The following is an 18,567-nucleotide window of genomic DNA, read 5'->3' as shown; positions in this document are numbered from 1 at the left end:
TTTCGTCCCATGTTTCGGTTTTTCTGTATATTTTTGATATCCTTTGGTTTTTGTGCCCTTTGGCGCATCGTGGCCGGCGTCGCCCGCTTGCCTTCAGGGCGGCAGGCCCCCTGTTCAGGGGGGACGCTGCAGCGCGATAGGTGGTTGCGGAAGCAGGCGGTGGCTGATAAAGTTTTAGTGAATAGTGAAAGTACGTGATGCAACTTCACAATTATGCGGCCAGGGATGCAAGGTGCCTCCTGGTTTCATGGTTTGTTGATTTTTGTTGGGGGGTCCTATGACGACGTTGCCGGGCGGCCAGACGGTAGCCTTTGTCGGCCTGAATGAGGCCGAGTTATCTGTTCTGACTTCGGTTTACAGCACTCAGGGGCCGGCGCTGGCGGCGTCGGTCGTGTCCGTGTCGGCCACTCCCACGGGGATTCTGGCTCCCGTCACTGTTGGTACGGTGACGACCAGTTCGGTGGTGACGCAGGCCGTGACTGGCGGTGCGGGCGTCGTGACGGTCGTGGATGGCGGTGCGCCGTCCGGCGGCTCCACGGGCGTGCTGACCAACATCGTCGCGGACAGCAGCGTCACGAACGTCATCCTGACGAATGTCGGCGACAACAATGTCACGGCCTTCTTCGCAGGCGAAAACACCACGACGGTGGCCGGTGACTACGGTTCGCAGTTCATCATCGGCGGTTCTGCCGATATGACGATCCTGACCGGCTCCGGTAACGACTCGGTCCTGGGCGGTTCCGGCAACGATATTGTGCGCTCGGGTGAAAGCTCGATCGTCAATGGCGGTTCCGGTAACGACACCTTGATCGGTGGCAGCGGCGTGAGCACGCTGGGCGGTGGTGCCGGTGCCGACAGCCTGGTCGCTGGTTCCGGCGGCAGCTACCTGATCGGCGAGTCGGGTGATGACACGATGGTCGGCGGTGCCGGCAAGGATGTCTTCATCTACAGCCCCGGCGACGGCAACGACACCATCATCGGCTTCGATCCCACGCAGGACACGATCGGCTTCACCAGCACCAATTTCGGGTCCGGCTCGCTGGATCTGGGTGCCCTCATCAGCAATGCGCAGGTTTCCGGTGGCAACACCGTCCTGACTCTGCCCGACGGCTCCACCATCACGGTGGTCGGCCTGACGGGTGTGGATATCAACTGGTTCACCGCCAAGTAAATCCGGCGGTTTCATCCAGAGTGGAAAGGCGGGCTTTTGCCCGCCTTTTCATTTTGGTACTGTCCTTCACGATGAAAAATTGGTGTGGTGGACGATGACCAGTGACCAGGCTGTTGCAGTTGCCGGTGAACGGGATACGAAGAGCGATCGTTTCCGGTCCACAGCACAGGTTCTGCCCCTGCCAGAGGGGTTGTATCTCATCTCTGTCACACCGCCACGCCAGGCACCCGTGATCGTCCGTGGGGTCAGCTTTCCCAGCGTGCAGTTGACCAGCATCCCCCAGCCGGGGTCGGTGGCACCGCGGTTCCTGCACAAGGGGGAGTTGAATTCCTCCGCCTGGTTGAGCGGAACGGACCAGGCGGTTGTCGTCGTGCCGGCGGGTGCCAGCCCGCTTTTGATCACGAATTACCTTTACGGTGGGGAGTTGCAGGTTTGCCTGGATGTCCAGGTAAAGCGGCTGGACAATGTGGCAACGGCCCCGACTGTCGGCTTGCGTCTGCATACCCATATCCAGCAGGTGGGAGAGGTGAGCTTCGCCGCTGGCGAGTGGGCCGCGGCTGAGGATGCACCCTTCTGGGTTGAGGCGATTCGCGTCGAGGTTACACCCACCGTCGGCCAGTTGCTGCAATATCGCGTGCCCGGCGTCAGCACGTCTGAAGGGAACTGGATGCCGGCGCCCGGTCTGCTGGGTGCGCCCGGGGGACGTCCGCTTTCCGGCATCGCCTTTCGGTTGTTGCCGCCGCTGGCCAGCACCCATCGCGTTGTCTATGGCGCCCGGTTTCTGCGCCATGGGGAGATGGAGGCTGTGGATGGCGAACCCTGCCGGTCACCGCAACCGCAGGATCCGCTGATCGCGTTGCGTGTCGCCATTCTTCCCCGCTGATGCGGGGATAGCTCTGTGCAACCATCCTCGACCCCTGAATCGACAACCGCAGACGGGGCCGGAGTGACGGCGGCCGACCTTTTCGGCTCCCCCCGTCTGGCTCTTCGCGCGCGGTTGCTGGCCGGGATCAAGGCCGGGGCGGGGGCGGGGCTGGACCTGCTGGCCGAACGGCTGCTCCGGATGGAACCTGTGCATGCGGATGACCTGCTTGTCGTTGCCACGGTTCGATTCGTGCAAGGCAAGGTGGAAACGGCGCGCAGCCTGCTGGACTGCGCCCTGTCCCTGTCACCCCGTCACCTGATGGTGGCCTGCACGCTGGCCCGGCTTGGCGTGCTGACCCCGGATGTGGTGGCGGCCCTGGCATGGCACGCGGAAACGAGTGATCAGGCGCATGAGATGCTGTTGGCCCATGTCGCCGCCACGGGCCGGCCCGCCTGTTTCATCCGCCAGCGTCAGCTCCATTGCGCGGTGGCGCCGGGTGGACGGCAGCTTCGTATGACATGGCAGCATCTGGTGGTCCGGCAGGACGACCTGCCGGCGTCCGACAAGGTGCAATCATGGCCGCTGCCCCTGCCGGAGGCGCTGCTGGGGCCGGTTGATCCCGTGGTGGCGGTGGATGGTGTGCCGGTGCAGTCGGGCCTGGCCGCCGGCCGCTGGCTGCGTCCGCCGCGCCTGTCGGGCCTGGTCGAAATCACTGACGATGGGCATTATCAGGCGCGCGTGCTGGATATGGCCTGCCCGGAGCGTCCTGTCGCCGTTCTGATCATGGAGGGAGACCGGGTGGTCGGCCGCCATGTCAGCGTGCCGCCGGATGGGGCGGTCATGCTGGATGTGCTTGATGCGCCCATCCTCTCTTTCCAGCTTCCCGCGGGTGCGGGGCGGGTACGGCTTCTGTTCGAGTTGACGGGGGAGCCTCTGTCCCTGCCGCCGGCCACGCCACGGGCAGGTGCCGCCGAAGATGGGACCGTGGATGTGATCGTGCCCGTCCATGGCGACCGGGCGGCGACGCAGGCCTGCTTTGATGCCTTGCTGGGCTGCGATCCTGGCTGGCCCATGCGCATCGTGGCCATTGATGACAGGGGTCCCGACCCGGAGATCGGGCAATTCCTGGATGACCTGGCCCGGCAGGGGCGGATCGTTCTGCGCCGTAATCCCGGCAATCTGGGTTTTGTGCGCAGCGTGAATATCGGCATGGCCCTGCATCCGGACCGGGATGTCGTGCTGTTGAACGCGGATACCTGTGTTTCGGCTGGCTGGCTGGGTCGGTTGCGCGCCGCCGCCCTGGGCTCGGACCGGACGGGGACGGCCACGCCCTGGTCCAATGATGCGACCATCTGTTCCTATCCGCTGGCCAATGCGCCGACCCCGCTTGCCGACATCGATGTGGAGGAGTTGGACGACGTGGCCCGGACGGCGTTGGCCGGCCGGACGATGGAGGTGCCGACCGGGGTGGGCTTCTGCCTCTATATAAGGCGCGCCTGTCTGGACCAGACCGGCTGGTTCGATGCGGAAGCGTTCGGTGCCGGTTATGGCGAGGAGAATGATTTCTGCCTGCGCGCTACGGCGCAGGGCTGGCGCCATGTCATCGCCCTGGACACCTTTGTCGGGCATGTGGGCGGCGGGTCCTTCGGGGCGGCCAAGCAGGCGCGGATCAATGCCGCGCTTGCCGTGCTGGCCACACGCTATCCGGATTATGAGGCGGAGGTGCATCGCTTCATCGCGGCCGACCCGCTGGGCCCGGCCCGCCGGTTGCTGGACAGGGCCCGTTTGCTGGCGGATGGTGTGCCCCGCCCCGTGCTGCTGGTCTGTGCCGAACTGGGCGGTGGAACGGAACGTTTCCTGCGGGAGCGGATCGCAATGCTGGCGGCACCCGTCCTGCTTCTGCGGCCGGTGGGCGGTGGGCGGGATGGCTGCGTGCGGCTGTGCCTGGAGGTGCCCGACCGGCTGGAACTGAACAACCTGTCCTATGGTGATGACGGGGACGGCCTGGCCGCCTTGCACGAGGACCTGATCCGGTTCGGGGTGCGGGAGATGGAACTGCACCATCCCCGCCTGCTGCGCGTCGGGCTGCTGCAGGAACTGGCCACCTGGTTTCCCTATCGCGCCCATATCCATGATTATAGCTGGATCTGTCCGCGTATCACGCTGACGGCGGACAAGGATCGCTATTGCGGCGAACCGCCGGTGGACCGGTGCGAGATCTGCGTCGGCAGGTTCGGCGACGAATTGGGTATCGGTGACATGGCTGTCGTGGAATGGCGGCAGGCGATGGCGTCGGTGCTGGCCGGTGCCGGTCAGGTCGGCTGCTCCACCCGTGACACGGCCGTCCGGATGCACCGTTACATACCGGCGGCGCGGTACGAGGTGGCACCGGCGGAGAAGCCGGCCCTGCCGCCGGCACCCGTGCTGCCCACGCGCCGGGCGCGAGGGGAGGGGGTGCGCATCGTCGTTCCCGGCGCCATCGGCCCACCCAAGGGGTACCAGCTTTTGCTGGATTGCGCGCGGGACGCGCGGCAGCGTGGCCTGCCATTGACCTTCCAGATACTGGGATACAGCCTGGATGACGAGGAACTGTGCCAGACCGGGCATATTGTCGTCACCGGCCGTTATGCGGAGGCGGAGGTGCCGTCACTGCTGGCATTGCTGCGACCGCATCTGGCGTTCCTGCCCTCGACATGGCCGGAAACCTGGTGCTACGCCCTGACCCACGTCATGTCTGCCGGTCTGCCGGTCGTGGCGTTCGACCTGGGGGCGCAGGCGGAGCGGCTGCGTGCCTGGGGCCGCGGCGCCCTGCTGCCGCCGGCTTTGCCCCCTGCCGCCATCAACGACGCCTTGCTGTCGCTGGTTGTTGAAGGGTAAAGCGGCAACCGCCGCCGCGCCGCACACGCGGCGTGCCCACGCCCACGGATGTGGGCGCCGGTGCCAAGCCCACGGATGTGGGCGCCGGCGATTGAGGCCGGTGATCGGTTGCGATCACCGGGATTTGGGTTCAGGTCTGGCGCGGCAGGATGGGCAAGGCCTGATACCCAAGGCCTGATACCCAAGGACCCAAACGCAAAACGGCCTGCCAGGCGGAACCACCTGGCAGGCCGGTATCATGATGGAGAGGGCAGCAGGAGGGGGCAATCGGCCGGCCAGGACCAATTGCCGCGCGCCCTACTTGGCGGTGAACCAGTTGATACTCACACCCGTCAGCCCGACCACCGTGATGGTGGAGCCGTCGGGCAGGGTCAGGACGGTGTTGCCACCAGAAACCTGCGCATTGCTGATGAGGGCACCCAGATCCAGCGAGCCGGACCCGAAATTGGTGCTGGTGAAGGCGAGCGTGTCCTGCGTGGGGTCGAAGCCGATGATGGTGTCGTTGCCGTCGCCGGGGCTGTAGATGAAGATATCCTTGCCGGCACCGCCGACCAATGTATCGTTCCCCGACTCCCCGATAATGTAACTGCCGCCGGAGCCGGCAACGATGCTGTCGGCGCCAGCACCACCGCCCAGCGTGCTCATGCCGCTGCCGCCGATGATCGTGTCGTTACCGGCGCCGCCATTGACAATCGAGTCCCCGCCCGACCGCACGACATCGTTGCCGGCACCGCCGAGTACGGAATCATTTCCCGTTCCGGTCAGGATGGTCATGCCGCTGCCGTTGCTGGAACCGACGATGAACTGCGAACCGAAATCACCAACCACGCTCGTGGTATTCTGCCCGCCAAAGAAGGCCGTAACATTGTTATTGCCGGTGTTCGTCAGGATCACGTTCGTGACGCTGCTGTCGGCGACGATGTTGGTGAGCACGCCCGTGGAGCCCGGGGCCGGCGAACCGCCATCCACCAGAGTTACAATATTGGCGCCGCCGCTTACCGCCTGGTTGATCACCTGGGTGGTCGTAATGGTGCCAACCGTCACAGCGCCGGTAAGCGATGTCGGTGAAGCCGTGACCTGCGCAATGGTCGACGCCAGCGAAGGGCCGGCATTGCTGTAGATGGTGTTCAGAACGGACAACTCGATCTCGTTCAGGCCAACGAAGGCGACGGTCTGGCCACCCGGCAACGTTGTCATCGCACCCCTCCGACGAAAGTGACAGTCTCTCGACGGCCAGTGAGCATTTCAGCTCCGATCCGTCCCCCCGGGTCGATGACCCTCAGTCTGTTAAAATTATCATCTCCCGCATCAGTCGGCAACAGGCCTTTATTGTGACAAACTAAATTAGCCGAAGTTCTGTATAGTAATTGAAGAAAGTCTTGTCGATTGTGTTTCTTGATTGTGTGTAAAGCCGGCAATAAATAATATCCAAGGAACGCTTATGCAAGGGTAGTGATGCGGGGGTATGGAGGGACGAAATATCTGCCTCGCCACGTATTCAAGATGCGTCGCCTGAATATTTTCAGGTTCCGGATATGTCGACAAGGCTTGGTTGAGCGTTCCGGAGAAGGTGGGCGCCGAGGCAGGGCAGTGACGGGTGTTAAACTCTTCAAAGGCCTGGCCGCTGGTCGGCCGCGTTACTCATCCCGCGTCCCACGGGAAGGACCAAAGCCGGCCAAGCGCTCTCGTTACATCACTCCCGGCTCTGCCAACGGGAGAAACTTTGTCTTTATTTTTATGCAATCCCCATCAATACACCCGACCTCGCATCGAATATTCGAGATGGTCGACGATCATACTGCTGTCATAGTCGGAGACGGTAGCCAGCAGCGGTTCCCAATGATGCAGATATGGCACACCCATGGGATTATGCTGGAGAAGGTCGCGCTTGATGAAGGGGCAGCGCAATTCGGCCAGGAGATAGTCCCAGAAGAAGTGGGTCTGATTGAGCGGAACACCATCGCGCAGGCATTGCGACATGCGGGACAGGTACTGCCAGCGAACCTTGTCATCCGCCGAATCAGGCCGGGCCAGATAGGTCTCGATCCGCCCCGTGATGTCGCGCACCGTGCCGCGATAGGGGAACAAGGCCCGCGCCCGCACGCCATGGCGCTGGAAATACTGGGTCAGGCCGATCTCGCCCGCGCGCACCACCCAATATTTGCGCCGGAAATAGGGGAGCCGCCCCCAGAAGCGCTTGAAACTGGCGTGCCGCAGGGCCGCCGGATGGAACAGCAGGAAATAGCTTTGCAGATGGAACCGCCGGTCCCAGCAATCGGTGATGCCCCAGATGTCGGCACCGGCAGCCGGCATGCGGTCGATGATGCCGGACAGGTCCTGCAACGGGCCATACATGCTGTCATTGGTGATGAGCAGCATATCCAGTGCCAGCAGGTCGGGGACCTGGGCGATGCCATCCTTGAAGGCCCCGAAATCATACCCGACATTGGACCGCCAGAGGATCCGTGCCGTCAGCGGTATGAGCTTTTCCACGCTTTCCGTGGGGAAGCGCGGCGAATTGCTGGTGAAGATCGTGGTGAAGCCGGCCTTGGCCAGTTCCTCCAGATAATGGACGACATAGCGATGGATCAGGCCCTTCGGATCGAAATGGTTGAACACGACGACACGCCGCGCCCCTTCCAGGGCCTGTTCACCCGTCCATTTGCGCCGGATGTAGCTGGGTCCCGTCGGCTTGATCGCGTAGGTGATGCCGAAATCAACAACATTCCGCACGCCGCCCCATAGCCGTTCAATATACTTGATGGTTTTCATGGCGTTATCGATCTTCGGAAAAATGTCAAAGCGGCGCGCTTCGTTAATCTACAGGCTCCGTTGTTAACAAACTCGCGAACCATCCACAATCGGTAATGACAGGGCCGATGGGCAGCGGCCCATGGTCCGGCCGCTGCCCATCGGCCGCGCTGGGGTCAGGGCTCCCGCATACCTTCCATCGTATTGACCATGACGCGGTCGAGCAGGAAGGACATGATGGAACGCTGACCCACGACGATGTCGGCCTGCAGCGGCATGCCGGGCACCAGGCGCACATCCTCCGGCACGTTGTGCAACTCGACGGCTTTGATATCGGCGCGCACCTTGTAGTAGCGCTCCGGCGCCACGGTGCCGTCGTCACGCTTGGTGAAGCTGTCCTCGCTGATCGATCGCACCTCGGCCACCACGGTGCCGTGCCGCGTGAACTGATAGGCGTTCAGCTTGACCTGCACCTCATCGCCGACCTTCACGAAGCCCTGGTCCATGCCGGCAACGTCCGCCTCGACCTCCAGCGTGGCATTGCTGGGCATCAGGCTGACCAGCACCTCGCCGGAGGGGACGACGGAGCCGCTGCCGACATCGGCGACACTGACCACGGTCGCATCGGCCATGGCCCGCAATTCCACGAGGTCTCGTCGGTATTCCGCCTTCGACAGGTCATCTTCCACCTGCGACAGCTCGGTCCGCCGGGCGACCAGTTCGGTCGTCAGCTTCGACCGCCATTCCTGCTGATAGGCTTCCCGCTCCGCCTGCAGGCTCTCCAGCTCGTGCCGCGAGGTGGTGACCTGCTGCTCACTGTTGGACAGGTTGCGGGCGATCTCCGCCTTGGTGTCCTGGGCGATCAGGACGTTCAGGCGGCTGCCCACCTCCTTGCGCGCCAGTTCGGAGCGCATATCCTCGATCTCGCTGCTGACCTTCAGGCGCGCGCGGTAATGCTCTGCATCGCGCAGGCCGCTGGCGATCTGGCCCCTGGCGGCCAGGATACGCTGGTCATAGACATCCAGGCGGGCCTGACGCTCGGCGATGCGGGCCTGCCAGATGGAATATTCGGTGCGCAGGGTCTCGTTGTCCTCGGCCGGTTCGGGCAGTGTGGCCCCCGCCTGTTCCGCCTCCAGCCGGGCCACCTTGGCCCGCAGGGCGTCGCGGTTGGACAGCAGCTTGGACACGTCCGCCGTCGACAGGGTCGGGTCCAGCGTCACCAGCAGGTCGCCGCGCGCCACGACATCCCCCGGTCGCACATGCACCTCGCGCATCACCGACGATTCCAGCGGCTGCACCAGAAGGGTCGGCGTGCGGGAGACCAGCCGGCCATTGGCGGACACAATCCGGTCCAGCTGCAGCACGGAGGCGGCGACGATGGCCGTGACCAGCATGGCCACCAGCACATGCACCGTCCGCCGCACGCGCGACGGATAGGGCGCGCCCGTGATCTCGGCCATATGTGACTGGAAGTCGTTGATATCCTGATCGGCGGCAGCGGCCCGCGGATCAGGACGCAGGACCAGTGATCGACCGTTCATGGCTGCTTGCTCCGGAAGGCGGCTGGGTGCGGTTCTGCTGGAACCATAGGTCACGATAGATGGCGCAACGGTCGAGCAGTTCATCGTGCCGGCCGATATCCACGACGCGCCCGCGATCCATGACGATGATCTGGTCGCAATCCACCAGCGATGCCAGACGGTGGGAGATGACGACCATCGTCCGGCCCTGGGCGATATGGCGCAGGTTGTTGTTGACGATGGCTTCGCTTTCGGGGTCCAGGGCGCTGGTCGCCTCGTCCAGGATCAGGATCGGCGGATCGACCAGCAGGGCGCGGGCGATGGCCAGGCGCTGGCGCTGGCCGCCGGACAGGTTGCTGGCCCCTTCGGTCAGGATCGTGTCATAGCCCTGCGGCAGGCGCTCGATGAATTCCTCCGCACCGGCCAGGCGCGCGGCCTCGATCACGTCCTCGAACGTGGCGTCGGGTCGCGCGATGCCGATATTCTCGCGGATCGTGCCCGTGAACAGGAAATTGTCCTGCAGCACGACGCCCAGATTGGCGCGCAGATGCGAGATGTCCATCTGCCGCAGGTCGGTACCGTCGATCTTGATGAGACCGTCATAATCCTGATGCAGGCCCTGGAGCATGCGGGTGATCGTGGTCTTGCCGGACCCGCTGCGGCCCATGACGCCCGTGACGCTGCCCGGCGGCAGGCTGAAGGTCACCCGGTCGAGCGCGAAGCTCTGCGCACCGGGATAGCGGAAACGCACTTCATCGAACAGGATGCTGCCCGTGAAGCGTGGCCGCAGCCCGTGGGTGGCGCGCGTGTCTTCCGCCGGGATGTTGACCAGCGAGGCCACCTGGTTCAGCGCGCCGCGCACCTCTTCCAGCGACTGGAGCAGGCCGGCGATCTGGACGAAGGGCTGGATGACGCGCGAGGCCAGCATGGTGAAGGCGATCAGCGCCCCCACCACCACGGCCCCGGATTCCGCCGTCAGGGCAAGATAGCAGCCCAGCAGCAGCGTACCGGCATAGATCAGCTTTTCCAGCGGCTGGAGGATGGTCTGGGGCAGGTTGGCCAGGAAACCCATGTCGCGGTGGGCCAGCACGGCGGCCGATGCGGCATCATCCCATTGATGCCGGCGCCGGCCTTCCAGCGCCAGGGTCTTGATGGTCCGCATGCCATGTATGGTTTCGATCAGCAGCGATCCCTTGCGCTGCTCGGCCCGGACCACCCGGCCATGGGCCCGTCCGATGGCCGGGATGAAAAGCACGATCGTGATGAACATCAGCACGGCGATGCCAAGCACGAAAAAGGTCAACTGCGCGTTCAGATAGAACATCACCGGCAGCAGGATGAACAGAACCATGCTGTCCAGCAGCGCGGTGAACAATTGTCCCGTCAGGAAGGAACGGATGCGGCTCGCCTCCTGGATCTTGTGCATGATCGTGCCCGTGCTCTGGCTTTCAAACACGGTTACGGGCAGGCCGAGCAGGCGGTCGAAGATGTAGCTGCTGATCCGCGCGTCGATGCGCGCCGTTCCTTCCGCCACCAGCCATCGCCGCAGATAGCCGAAGGCGGTGTCGAACAGGATCAGGAACGCCATGCCCACCGCCAGCACGAACAGCGTCGACATGCGCTGATGCACCAGGATGCGGTTGAGGACGATGAAATAGAGGAACGGCGGCACCAGCGCGAACACGGACATGGCCAGGGCGCAGAAGCCGACATCGCGGAAGATGCGCTTGTCCCTGGCCACCTGCTGGAAAAGCCAGCGCAGGCTGAAATCGCTGCTGTCCTCCGCCGTGCCCTGCTTGCGCTTGAACAGGATGATCTCGCCGTCCCAGATCTCCGAAAGGCCGATCATGTCGTAGGGCTGGGGCTGGGACCCTTCCATCGGGTGGCGCAGCATGATCAGCGGCGGATTTCCCCTGGGCTGCACCATCAGGAGAATACGTGCCGTGCCGTCACGCAGGCGCAGAAGCGCCGGTATCGCATGGCCAAGGCGCAGGAGATGCTCGAATCGCATCTTCGTCGCCTTGGCCTTCAGGCCGGCCTTGTCGGCAGCCGCGACGATGACGGAGGGGCGAACCTCCCCGTCCTCGCGCACATATTGCCGGACGAGGTTTTCCCGCGACAGGTGCAGGCCATGGTATCGGGCGATGTAGCGCAAGCCCTCCAGCATGGAATGGCTGCCGGTCGCCATTTCGGCCGTGTCCTCCTGCGCGCCACCTAACTCCGCCTGCACCATTCGGTTCCTTCCCGGGCACCCGCCAATTTCGCGAAAGCGAAGGTGGCGGGTTCGACGCGACGGTGTCAAGCGTGCTGGTCGGCGCCGGGCGGGGACCAGACCCGGCGGATCAGCCTGACAGGCCGCGCAGCCGCGTCATTTCGTCCAGGATGGCCCCGGCCCGGGAGGCCAGGCCCCTGTCCTCCTCATCATTCAGGTCATGGGCCTGGAAATGATGGTCGGGCCGCCAGCGGCTGGTGCTGTCCCCGCTCATCGTCGCCCGGCCGCGGCTGCGCTTGCGCTGCCATTCGGCCTGCGATTTCGTGAAATAATGGTTGATCACCAGCCGCGCGGCATCCGGCACGGCGTGATGGTCGGTATGCCCCTGGCTGCCGCCGATGCGGCCGAACTCGTCGACCAGGCTGCCTTCCGTGATCCGCGGGGTATGGATGTCGGGCCGCGCCACCAGCCGGGCCTGGACGATTGTCTTGACCTGGCTGTTCAGGGGATGGGCCGCCGGTGCGCGTCGCGTGAAGCGGCGGACGACGAGATCGTCCGTCGCCGTTTCATGCCCGTTGGACCCGAACAGACGCCAGGGCACCAGCAGCCCCGCCGCCTTGTCGACATCGCGCAGGATGTCGGGCACGGTTTCCCCCCGCAACGGGTTCAGGAACTCATCGGCATCGATGAAGGCGACCCAGCGGCTCCGGCCGTCCAGGCGGGCCAGCCCGGCGATATAGGCGGGGCACTGCACCGCGACATGGGGAATGTCCGGCCAGGGGACATGGTCCACGATCCCGGCGCGGGCCAGCCCGGCCAGCAGCGCCGTGGTTCCGTCGTCGCTGCCATTGTCGAACAGCACGAAATGCTCCACCCCGACCAGCCGGTGGTGGGCGATCCATTCCAGCAGGTAGGGCGCCTCGTTACGGACGATGGCGCAGACCGACAATGTCAGCGGCGTCGGGTTGGCGGGCGGTGCCACGGGCCGGAAGGCCAGGCTGGGCAGGTCCATGTCGACCGGCGTGCCCGTCAGCGGCAGCCCGTCCTCCCCCGTCAGCACCAGCCGGACGCGGCGGCCGTCCAGCAGCGCCATGGGCAGACGCACGAAGAAGGCATGGTGGCCGGAGCCGATGCCGGCGGCCTCCAGGTCGGGGCGATGCTGGTCGGCGATGCCTTCCGCCACCGGCACGCCATCCATCAGAACCCGGACGCGGGCCGGCCGGTCCGGATTGGCCCTGTCCCACGCCCAGCCGCAGACATCGCGGCCGACCACACAATCGAAATGCCCCTGAATCATGCCGGCTGCCCCCAGCGGCGGCGGGGCGGCACGGCCAGTCCCGAGAAGGGGGCACCGTCCAGGTTGAGATTGGGGCTGTAATAGGGGTCCATGGCCGTGATGCGGGCCCAGCGCTGTCGCATGTAAAGTGCCTCTTTCATCGCCCGTGCCTGTTTTTCCGGCGTACTGTCCTGCCCCCGGCTGACGCTTTCATAGTGGAACAGTTCGATATGCGGGGTCCAGACGATCTGCCGGTCCCGCTCGCGCAGCCGCAGGCAGAAATCCACATCATTGAAGGCCACGGGCAGGTTTGCCGCGTCGAACCCGCCCGTGTCCAGGAATTCCTGCCGGTGGCAGAACAGGCAGGCGGCCGTCACGGCGCTGTAATTGCCGGCCACCCGCGTGCGGTGGAAATAGCCCGCATCATCGACATGCACATGCTGGAAGGCGTTTTCCGCCAGCCCGCCCGTGCCAGCCACGATGCCGCCATGCTGGATCATGCCGTTGGCAAAGCGCAGCCGCGCCCCTACGGCCCCCACCTCTGGCCGGGCCAGCAGGCCGACCGCCACCTGCAGCCAGTCCGGCGTGATCAGTTCGACATCGTTGTTGATGAAGCCGACAATGTCGCCCGACGCCACGGCCGCGGCCTTGTTGTTCATGTCGGCATAATTGAACGGCGCGTCATAGGACAGCCGCTCGAAACGGCCCTGCCGCTCGCCGTCGGCCAGCCATGCCAGGGTTTCCGGATCCCGGCTCTGATTGTCGATGATGATGATCTCGAATCGGTCGTAGCTTGTCAGCCGGATGATGCTGTCCACGGCGGTGCGCAACAGGTCCAGCCGGTCACGGGTGGGGATGATCAGGCTGACCAGCGGCGCGTCCGCCGGCGGTGGCCAGTCGACCCGGCGCAGGCCGCAGGCCGGATCGATCACGCGCAGGCGGGCGCTTTCCCCGCTACGGGCCCCGCTGGGGGTCCCGGTGCGGGCTGCCAGATGGGCCGCGACCATGCCCGCCACATCCTGGCCGACCGGGCCGGCCTGCGCGGTGGCCAGCGTGCAGACCACCTCCGGCAGATGGCGGATGCCGGCCGGATCGCAGGCCAGCAGGGCGGCCGTGCGGGCGCCGGCCAGGGTCCGGTTGCCGGCCGCCGGCACCATCGCATCCTCGCGGATCAGCGTCAGGCCGCGCGTGTAATCCTGCGCCAAGCAGAGATCATAGCTCCAGTCCGGGCGGAACCAGGGCAGGAGCGTGCCATCCACGACGGCCTGGGCATCGGCATAGAGGATGGCCGGCTGCCAGCGCGCGACGGCGCGCAGGGCCCGTTCCAGCCCGCCGGGCAGCAGCCGCACCCCCTCGTCCAGCAGCGCCAGATAGACGGGGCCGTCGCCGGCCCGCAGGCGCAGTCCCGCCTCCCGCAGGCCCGGCCGGTCATCGGCGAAGGCGGCCGGCGGAGGCTGGGTGCCGCCGGCCGCCGCCTGTGCCCGGTACCAGTCCGGATAATAGGCGAAGCCCAGCGATTGCGGGACCAGCATTTCCATCTGTTCCAGATAGCTGTCCAGCAGGCGCGCGGTGGCTGTCAAGTCGGAGCCGGGCTGCGGCAGGGCGGCCATCAGCCGGCCCAGCAGCGGCCGGCCGCCATCGGAAAGCCCGATGAAGCGGATGGGACTGCCCGACAGCGGGCCTTCCCCCTCCACGGCCACCTCGACATCGTGCTCGACCCCGTCCAGCGTCCAGTAGGGCATGCGCAGGTTGAAGGCGTGGTCGCCCTCCCCGATACCGGCATTGACAAGGTCGCCGCGGGTCAGGTCGGCGCGGCAGCTTGCCACGACCCGGCCGTCGATGCTGGCCGTCACCACCGGATGGCTGTCGGGGGCGGACGGCCGCCAGCACCAGCCCTGGATCACCGTGCCCAGCACATTGTCCACATGGCCCTGCACGCCGCCGCCCTCGCAAGCCGCCGTTTCCGCCATCTCCGTGTCGCCATCGGCCTGTTTCAGGTCCGCCTCGGTGAACAGGACGGTGCCGCTGCCCACCTCCACCACGCGGAACGGGGCCCAGGGGGACAGGTGGGCCCGCAGCCGGAAGCCGCAGCGCCCGTCGCCATGACCGGCACCGGCCACGTCGGACCGGTCCAGGTTGGCCAGGCCGGCGGCGATCGGCTCGCCATCCACCTCCACCGCCAGCAGCAGGCGCCGCCCAGGCGCGGCGCGGTCGAAGGCCCAGCCGATCAGGGTCTGGTTCTCATAGGTTTCCAGATAGCCGAGGATCTGCATCAACAAACGGTTCCCGGAACAGGGGAGAGGAGGCGGGACGGTGGCGGTCCCGGGCGGCACCCGGGCGATGGCCCATAGCTTTAGCAGATCGTGGCCGGTAGTGGCATACCGCAGGCGCGTTCCGCCCGGGCCGGCGTGCAAACCCCTTCACACAGGCGGTTTCAACCGCTACAGCAGGGGCGAGCGAGACGACCGGAGGGGTTTGCCCATCATGTCATATCAACAGCCCGCCGATGGCAGCCGGGGCTGGTATGGCGGCTTCACGACGGATGGAAGGCCATCGACCAGGGGGGCACTGGTCGATATGGCGCAGGGTTTCGCATCCTGGCGCATCTGGTTCATCCTGGCCTGGAACGACATTCGCCAGAAATATCGCGGGTCCATCCTGGGGCCGCTCTGGGTCACGATCAGCATGGGGGCCTTCACGGTCGGCATCGCCCTGGTCTATGCCGGGCTGTTCCGGATCGACGTGCATGCCCTGATGCCGCATGTCGCCATCGGCATGGTGGCCTGGACCCTGATCAGCAGCCTGATCAACGAGACCTGCGGCGCGCTGGTGGGGGCGGAGGGCTATCTGCGGCAGATACGCCTGCCCCTGACCCTGTTCGTGAACCGTGTCGTGGCGCGCAACGCGCTGGTGCTGCTGCATCACGTGCTGATCATCGTGGCCGTGCTTTTCTGGTTCGATCTGGGCGTCAGTTTCACGGGCGTGCTGCTGTCGGCGGGCGGGCTGCTGCTGCTGCTGGTCGTCGGCTATAGCTGGGGCCTGGTGCTGGCCTGCACCTGCATGCGGTTCCGCGATGTGTCGCAGATCGTCTCCACGATCCTGACGGGGGCGTTCTTCATCACGCCCGTCCTGTGGAAAGGCAATTTCCTGGAATCCGGGCATCTGGCCCTGCGGCTGAACCCGTTCCAGTACATGGTGGAAATCGTCCGCCAGCCCCTGATCGCCGGCCATGTGGACCCCGTCCACTGGTGGGTCGTGGGCGCCATCGCCCTGTCCGGCCTTGCCGCCGCCCTGCTGGTTTTCCGGTATGCCCGGCCGCGCGTCACCTATTGGATCTGAAGGACCATGCCTGTCCATATTCGCCTTGACGATGTCCATGTCCGCTTCCAGGTCTTCGGCCTGCATGGGCGGTCCCTGAAGAAGACGGCGCTGAAGCTGACCACGGGCGGCCGCATCGGCACCGAACCGGGCGGGCGTGTCCATATCGATGCGCTGCGCGGGGTGACCCTCGACCTGGGCGAAGGCGACCGTGTCGGTCTGATCGGCCATAATGGGGCCGGCAAGAGTACCTTGTTGCGCACGATGGCCGGCATCTATGAGCCGACATCGGGCCGCGTCCAGGTACAGGGGCGGGTATCGCCCATGTTCGATCTGATGCTGGGCATCGATCCCGACGCGACGGGCCGGGAAAATCTGCGCCTGCGCGGCCTTCTGCTGGGCCTGACCCCGGGCGAGATCGAGGAATATGCCGCGGAGATCGGGGATTTCTCCGGATTGGGCGAATATCTGGACCTGCCTGTGAAGGCCTATTCCTCGGGCATGCTGCTGCGGCTGATGTTCGCCGTGGCCACGGCCATCTCGCCGGAGATCCTGCTGCTGGACGAATGGATCACGGCCGGCGACGCCGCCTTCATGGAACGGGCGGAAAAGCGGGTGAACGCGCTCATCGACCGGGCCAGCCTGATGGTCATCGCCAGCCACAGCCGCGACCTGATCGAACGGCTGTGCAACAAGGTGGCCGTGCTGGAACATGGGCGGGTGGTGGAGTTCGGCCCCGTCACGCCGGCCCTGCTGGACCGCGCGCTGGCGGCGTGAAACCCCGTCCCTGCCCGGGCCGGCCTGTCAGGAATGGCCCGCCGGCCCGCCATGGGCCGTGCGCAGGAAATTCAGCGCCTCCACCACCAGCCGGCCCCAGAGTTCCAGGCTGGCCAGAACCTGGTCGCCGCTGATGCCGACGGCCAGACAATCCATCTCCAGCACCAGGAAATCATCGCGCAGCGACAGGCGGGCGAAGCGCTTGTGGCGGTTCCACTGGTTCAGCAGGCCGGCATCGAAGGCCGGCTGCACCTGGAACATCAGGTTGAAATTGTAATCGCCGAACCGCTCGGCCTCCGGATCGATCCTGGCACCCGGCCGGACATTGAAGGTCAGGCCCCCGATCGCGCTGCGCAGCACCGGTGCGCCCGTGGGCGTCAGGTCCTGTGTGGCCGGCAGCCCCAGCCTTTCCAGGGCCGCTTCCAGGTCGGCGACCGAAACGCCGCGCAACAGATTGTCCAGCATCATCCTCTCCCTGTTCCGGCCGACCATGCCCCGCGGCGGTGTGCGGGGCAAGTCCGGGCTTTCCGTCACGCCCCGATGCGCAGGCAGTCATGCAGGGTCACGATGGCCGTGGGCCGCCCGTCCTCCACCACGAACAGGCTGGTGATGGCCTCCCGGTTCATGCGGGCCAGCGTCTCGCCGACCAGGGCATCCTCCCGCGTGGTGCGGGGGCGGGGGGTCATGACCTCCGCCGCGGTACGGCCCAGCAGGTCGGCCGCCATGTGCCGGCGCAGGTCGCCGTCGGTGATGATCCCGATCAGCCGCCCGTCATCATCCACCACGCCGGCGCAGCCCAGCCCCTTGGCCGTGACGGTCAGCAGCACCTCCGACATGGGCATCGCCCCGGTCACCAGCGGCAGCGCATCACCGCGCCGCGCGATGCGGTCCACCCGCATCAGCTTCTGTCCCAGCCGGCCGCCCGGATGGAAATTGCGGAAATGCTCCCCGGTGAAGCCGCGGCGTTCCATCAGGGCCACGGCAATGGCGTCGCCCAGCGCCAGCGACATGGTGGTCGAGGTGGTGGGCGCCATGCCCACGGGACAGGCCTCCGGCGCGTCGGGCAGCACCAGGACCAGCGTGGCCGCCCGGGCCAGCGCGGATTCGGGCCGGCTGGTGATCCCGATCAGTGGAATGCCGTACCGGCCGCAATAATGCAGGATATCGCCCAGTTCCTGCGTTTCGCCGGAATTGGACAAAGCCAGCACCATGTCCTGGTCGCCGATCATGCCCAGATCGCCATGGCTGGCCTCCGTGGCATGGATGAAGAAGGCGGGCGTTCCCGTCGATGCCAGGGTGGCGGCGATCTTGCGGCCGATATGGCCGCTTTTGCCGATGCCGGTCACGAACAGGCGGCCCCCCCGGTCGGCGATCAGGGCCACCGCGCGCTCGAAGGTGTCGTCCAGGCTGTCGCGCAGGCGGGACAGTCCATCCATCTCCCGTTCGATGACCTGCCGGCCGATGGTGACGGCGTGGCTGGCGGCGGCGGCGGTGGGGGCGGCTTGCATGATGGTCGTTCCTGGGTCGGCAAAGGTCGGGTCGGGCGTGGTGCCGGACGGTTCCTTAAGGTAGGGGGACGCGGCCGGCACTTCATCCTGGTGCTGCCGCATGGCGCGGTTGTGGCAAGCGGGGGGGCCGCCCGCCGGTTCCGGCATGGCCACAGGCGCCCTGAATTGTAACGGACCGTTACATTTATTCACCATCCATTAGCCAATTCCAACGGACCTGTTACAGCGGCCCGTCCTATGGTGCCGCTCTGGTGGTCCCCCCCCTGGCGTGGCGGGGAGCTGCCCTTTGCCG

At 65.8% G+C, this 18,567-nt stretch carries 13 protein-coding genes; 5 read left to right on the top strand and 8 right to left on the bottom strand.

Annotated features, from left to right (window positions below; all coding sequences use genetic code 11):
- Window positions 1-277 precede the first annotated feature (277 nt).
- The 3 genes from ACM9LZ_RS07095 to ACM9LZ_RS07085 all read left to right on the top strand — a co-directional run bounded on the left by ACM9LZ_RS07095 (window position 278) and on the right by ACM9LZ_RS07085 (window position 4,913).
- A complete protein-coding gene (locus ACM9LZ_RS07095; protein ID WP_416618656.1) occupies window positions 278-1,171 on the top strand; it encodes a calcium-binding protein in 894 nt (297 codons plus the stop codon).
- 94 nt (window positions 1,172-1,265) lie between these two features.
- On the top strand, window positions 1,266-2,054 hold the full coding sequence (locus ACM9LZ_RS07090) for a hypothetical protein (RefSeq protein ID WP_416618655.1): 789 nt from the start codon (window positions 1,266-1,268) through the stop codon (window positions 2,052-2,054).
- Window positions 2,055-2,117: 63 nt separating this feature from the next.
- Window positions 2,118-4,913 (top strand): glycosyltransferase, encoded by a 2,796-nt coding sequence (locus ACM9LZ_RS07085; RefSeq protein WP_416618654.1) that lies wholly within the window; start codon window positions 2,118-2,120, stop codon window positions 4,911-4,913.
- A 297-nt stretch (window positions 4,914-5,210) separates the two neighbouring features.
- Here ACM9LZ_RS07085 and ACM9LZ_RS07080 read toward each other — a convergent pair whose 3' ends face one another.
- The 6 genes from ACM9LZ_RS07080 to ACM9LZ_RS07055 form a co-directional block, all read right to left on the bottom strand.
- The gene (locus tag ACM9LZ_RS07080) at window positions 5,211-6,110 is read right to left on the bottom strand and encodes a calcium-binding protein (RefSeq protein ID WP_416618653.1); all 900 of its coding nucleotides are present in this window, start codon (window positions 6,108-6,110) and stop codon (window positions 5,211-5,213) included.
- 552 nt (window positions 6,111-6,662) lie between these two features.
- Window positions 6,663-7,685 carry a rhamnan synthesis F family protein gene (locus ACM9LZ_RS07075; protein WP_416618652.1) on the bottom strand — a complete coding sequence of 341 codons (1,023 nt, stop codon included), beginning with the start codon at window positions 7,683-7,685 and terminating at the stop codon, window positions 6,663-6,665.
- 155 nt (window positions 7,686-7,840) lie between these two features.
- On the bottom strand, window positions 7,841-9,205 hold the full coding sequence (locus tag ACM9LZ_RS07070) for an HlyD family type I secretion periplasmic adaptor subunit (RefSeq protein WP_416618651.1): 1,365 nt from the start codon (window positions 9,203-9,205) through the stop codon (window positions 7,841-7,843).
- Window positions 9,174-11,417: a peptidase domain-containing ABC transporter gene (locus ACM9LZ_RS07065; RefSeq protein ID WP_416618650.1), complete on the bottom strand. Its 2,244-nt coding sequence runs from the start codon at window positions 11,415-11,417 to the stop codon at window positions 9,174-9,176. Before ACM9LZ_RS07065 ends, ACM9LZ_RS07070 begins: the two co-directional genes overlap by 32 nt.
- Window positions 11,418-11,526: 109 nt before the next feature.
- A complete protein-coding gene (locus tag ACM9LZ_RS07060) occupies window positions 11,527-12,693 on the bottom strand; it encodes a glycosyltransferase family 2 protein (RefSeq protein ID WP_416618649.1) in 1,167 nt (388 codons plus the stop codon).
- Complete coding sequence (locus tag ACM9LZ_RS07055; RefSeq protein WP_416618819.1) at window positions 12,690-14,945, bottom strand: glycosyltransferase family 2 protein; 2,256 nt, start codon at window positions 14,943-14,945, stop codon at window positions 12,690-12,692. Before ACM9LZ_RS07055 ends, ACM9LZ_RS07060 begins: the two co-directional genes overlap by 4 nt.
- A 211-nt stretch (window positions 14,946-15,156) precedes the next feature.
- Between ACM9LZ_RS07055 and ACM9LZ_RS07050 the strand changes: the two genes are divergently transcribed.
- Both ACM9LZ_RS07050 and ACM9LZ_RS07045 read left to right on the top strand, forming a co-directional pair.
- Window positions 15,157-16,011: an ABC transporter permease gene (locus tag ACM9LZ_RS07050; protein ID WP_416618648.1), complete on the top strand. Its 855-nt coding sequence runs from the start codon at window positions 15,157-15,159 to the stop codon at window positions 16,009-16,011.
- Between the two features lie 6 nt (window positions 16,012-16,017).
- Window positions 16,018-16,767 (top strand): ABC transporter ATP-binding protein, encoded by a 750-nt coding sequence (locus ACM9LZ_RS07045; RefSeq protein ID WP_416618647.1) that lies wholly within the window; start codon window positions 16,018-16,020, stop codon window positions 16,765-16,767.
- Window positions 16,768-16,794: 27 nt separating this feature from the next.
- On the opposite strand, the gene ACM9LZ_RS07040 is transcribed toward ACM9LZ_RS07045, so the two are convergent.
- Together ACM9LZ_RS07040 and ACM9LZ_RS07035 are read right to left on the bottom strand one after the other, a co-directional pair.
- On the bottom strand, window positions 16,795-17,235 hold the full coding sequence (locus tag ACM9LZ_RS07040; protein WP_416618646.1) for a YbjN domain-containing protein: 441 nt from the start codon (window positions 17,233-17,235) through the stop codon (window positions 16,795-16,797).
- Window positions 17,236-17,297: 62 nt separating this feature from the next.
- A complete protein-coding gene (locus tag ACM9LZ_RS07035) occupies window positions 17,298-18,275 on the bottom strand; it encodes a KpsF/GutQ family sugar-phosphate isomerase (RefSeq protein ID WP_416618645.1) in 978 nt (325 codons plus the stop codon).
- Window positions 18,276-18,567: the final 292 nt, after the last annotated feature.

It is taken from the genome of Niveispirillum fermenti (assembly GCF_048066175.1).
GTDB lineage: Bacteria > Pseudomonadota > Alphaproteobacteria > Azospirillales > Azospirillaceae > Niveispirillum > Niveispirillum fermenti.
Note: the sequence above shows the minus strand (reverse complement) of the source record. Positions and strands in the feature narration are given on the sequence as shown.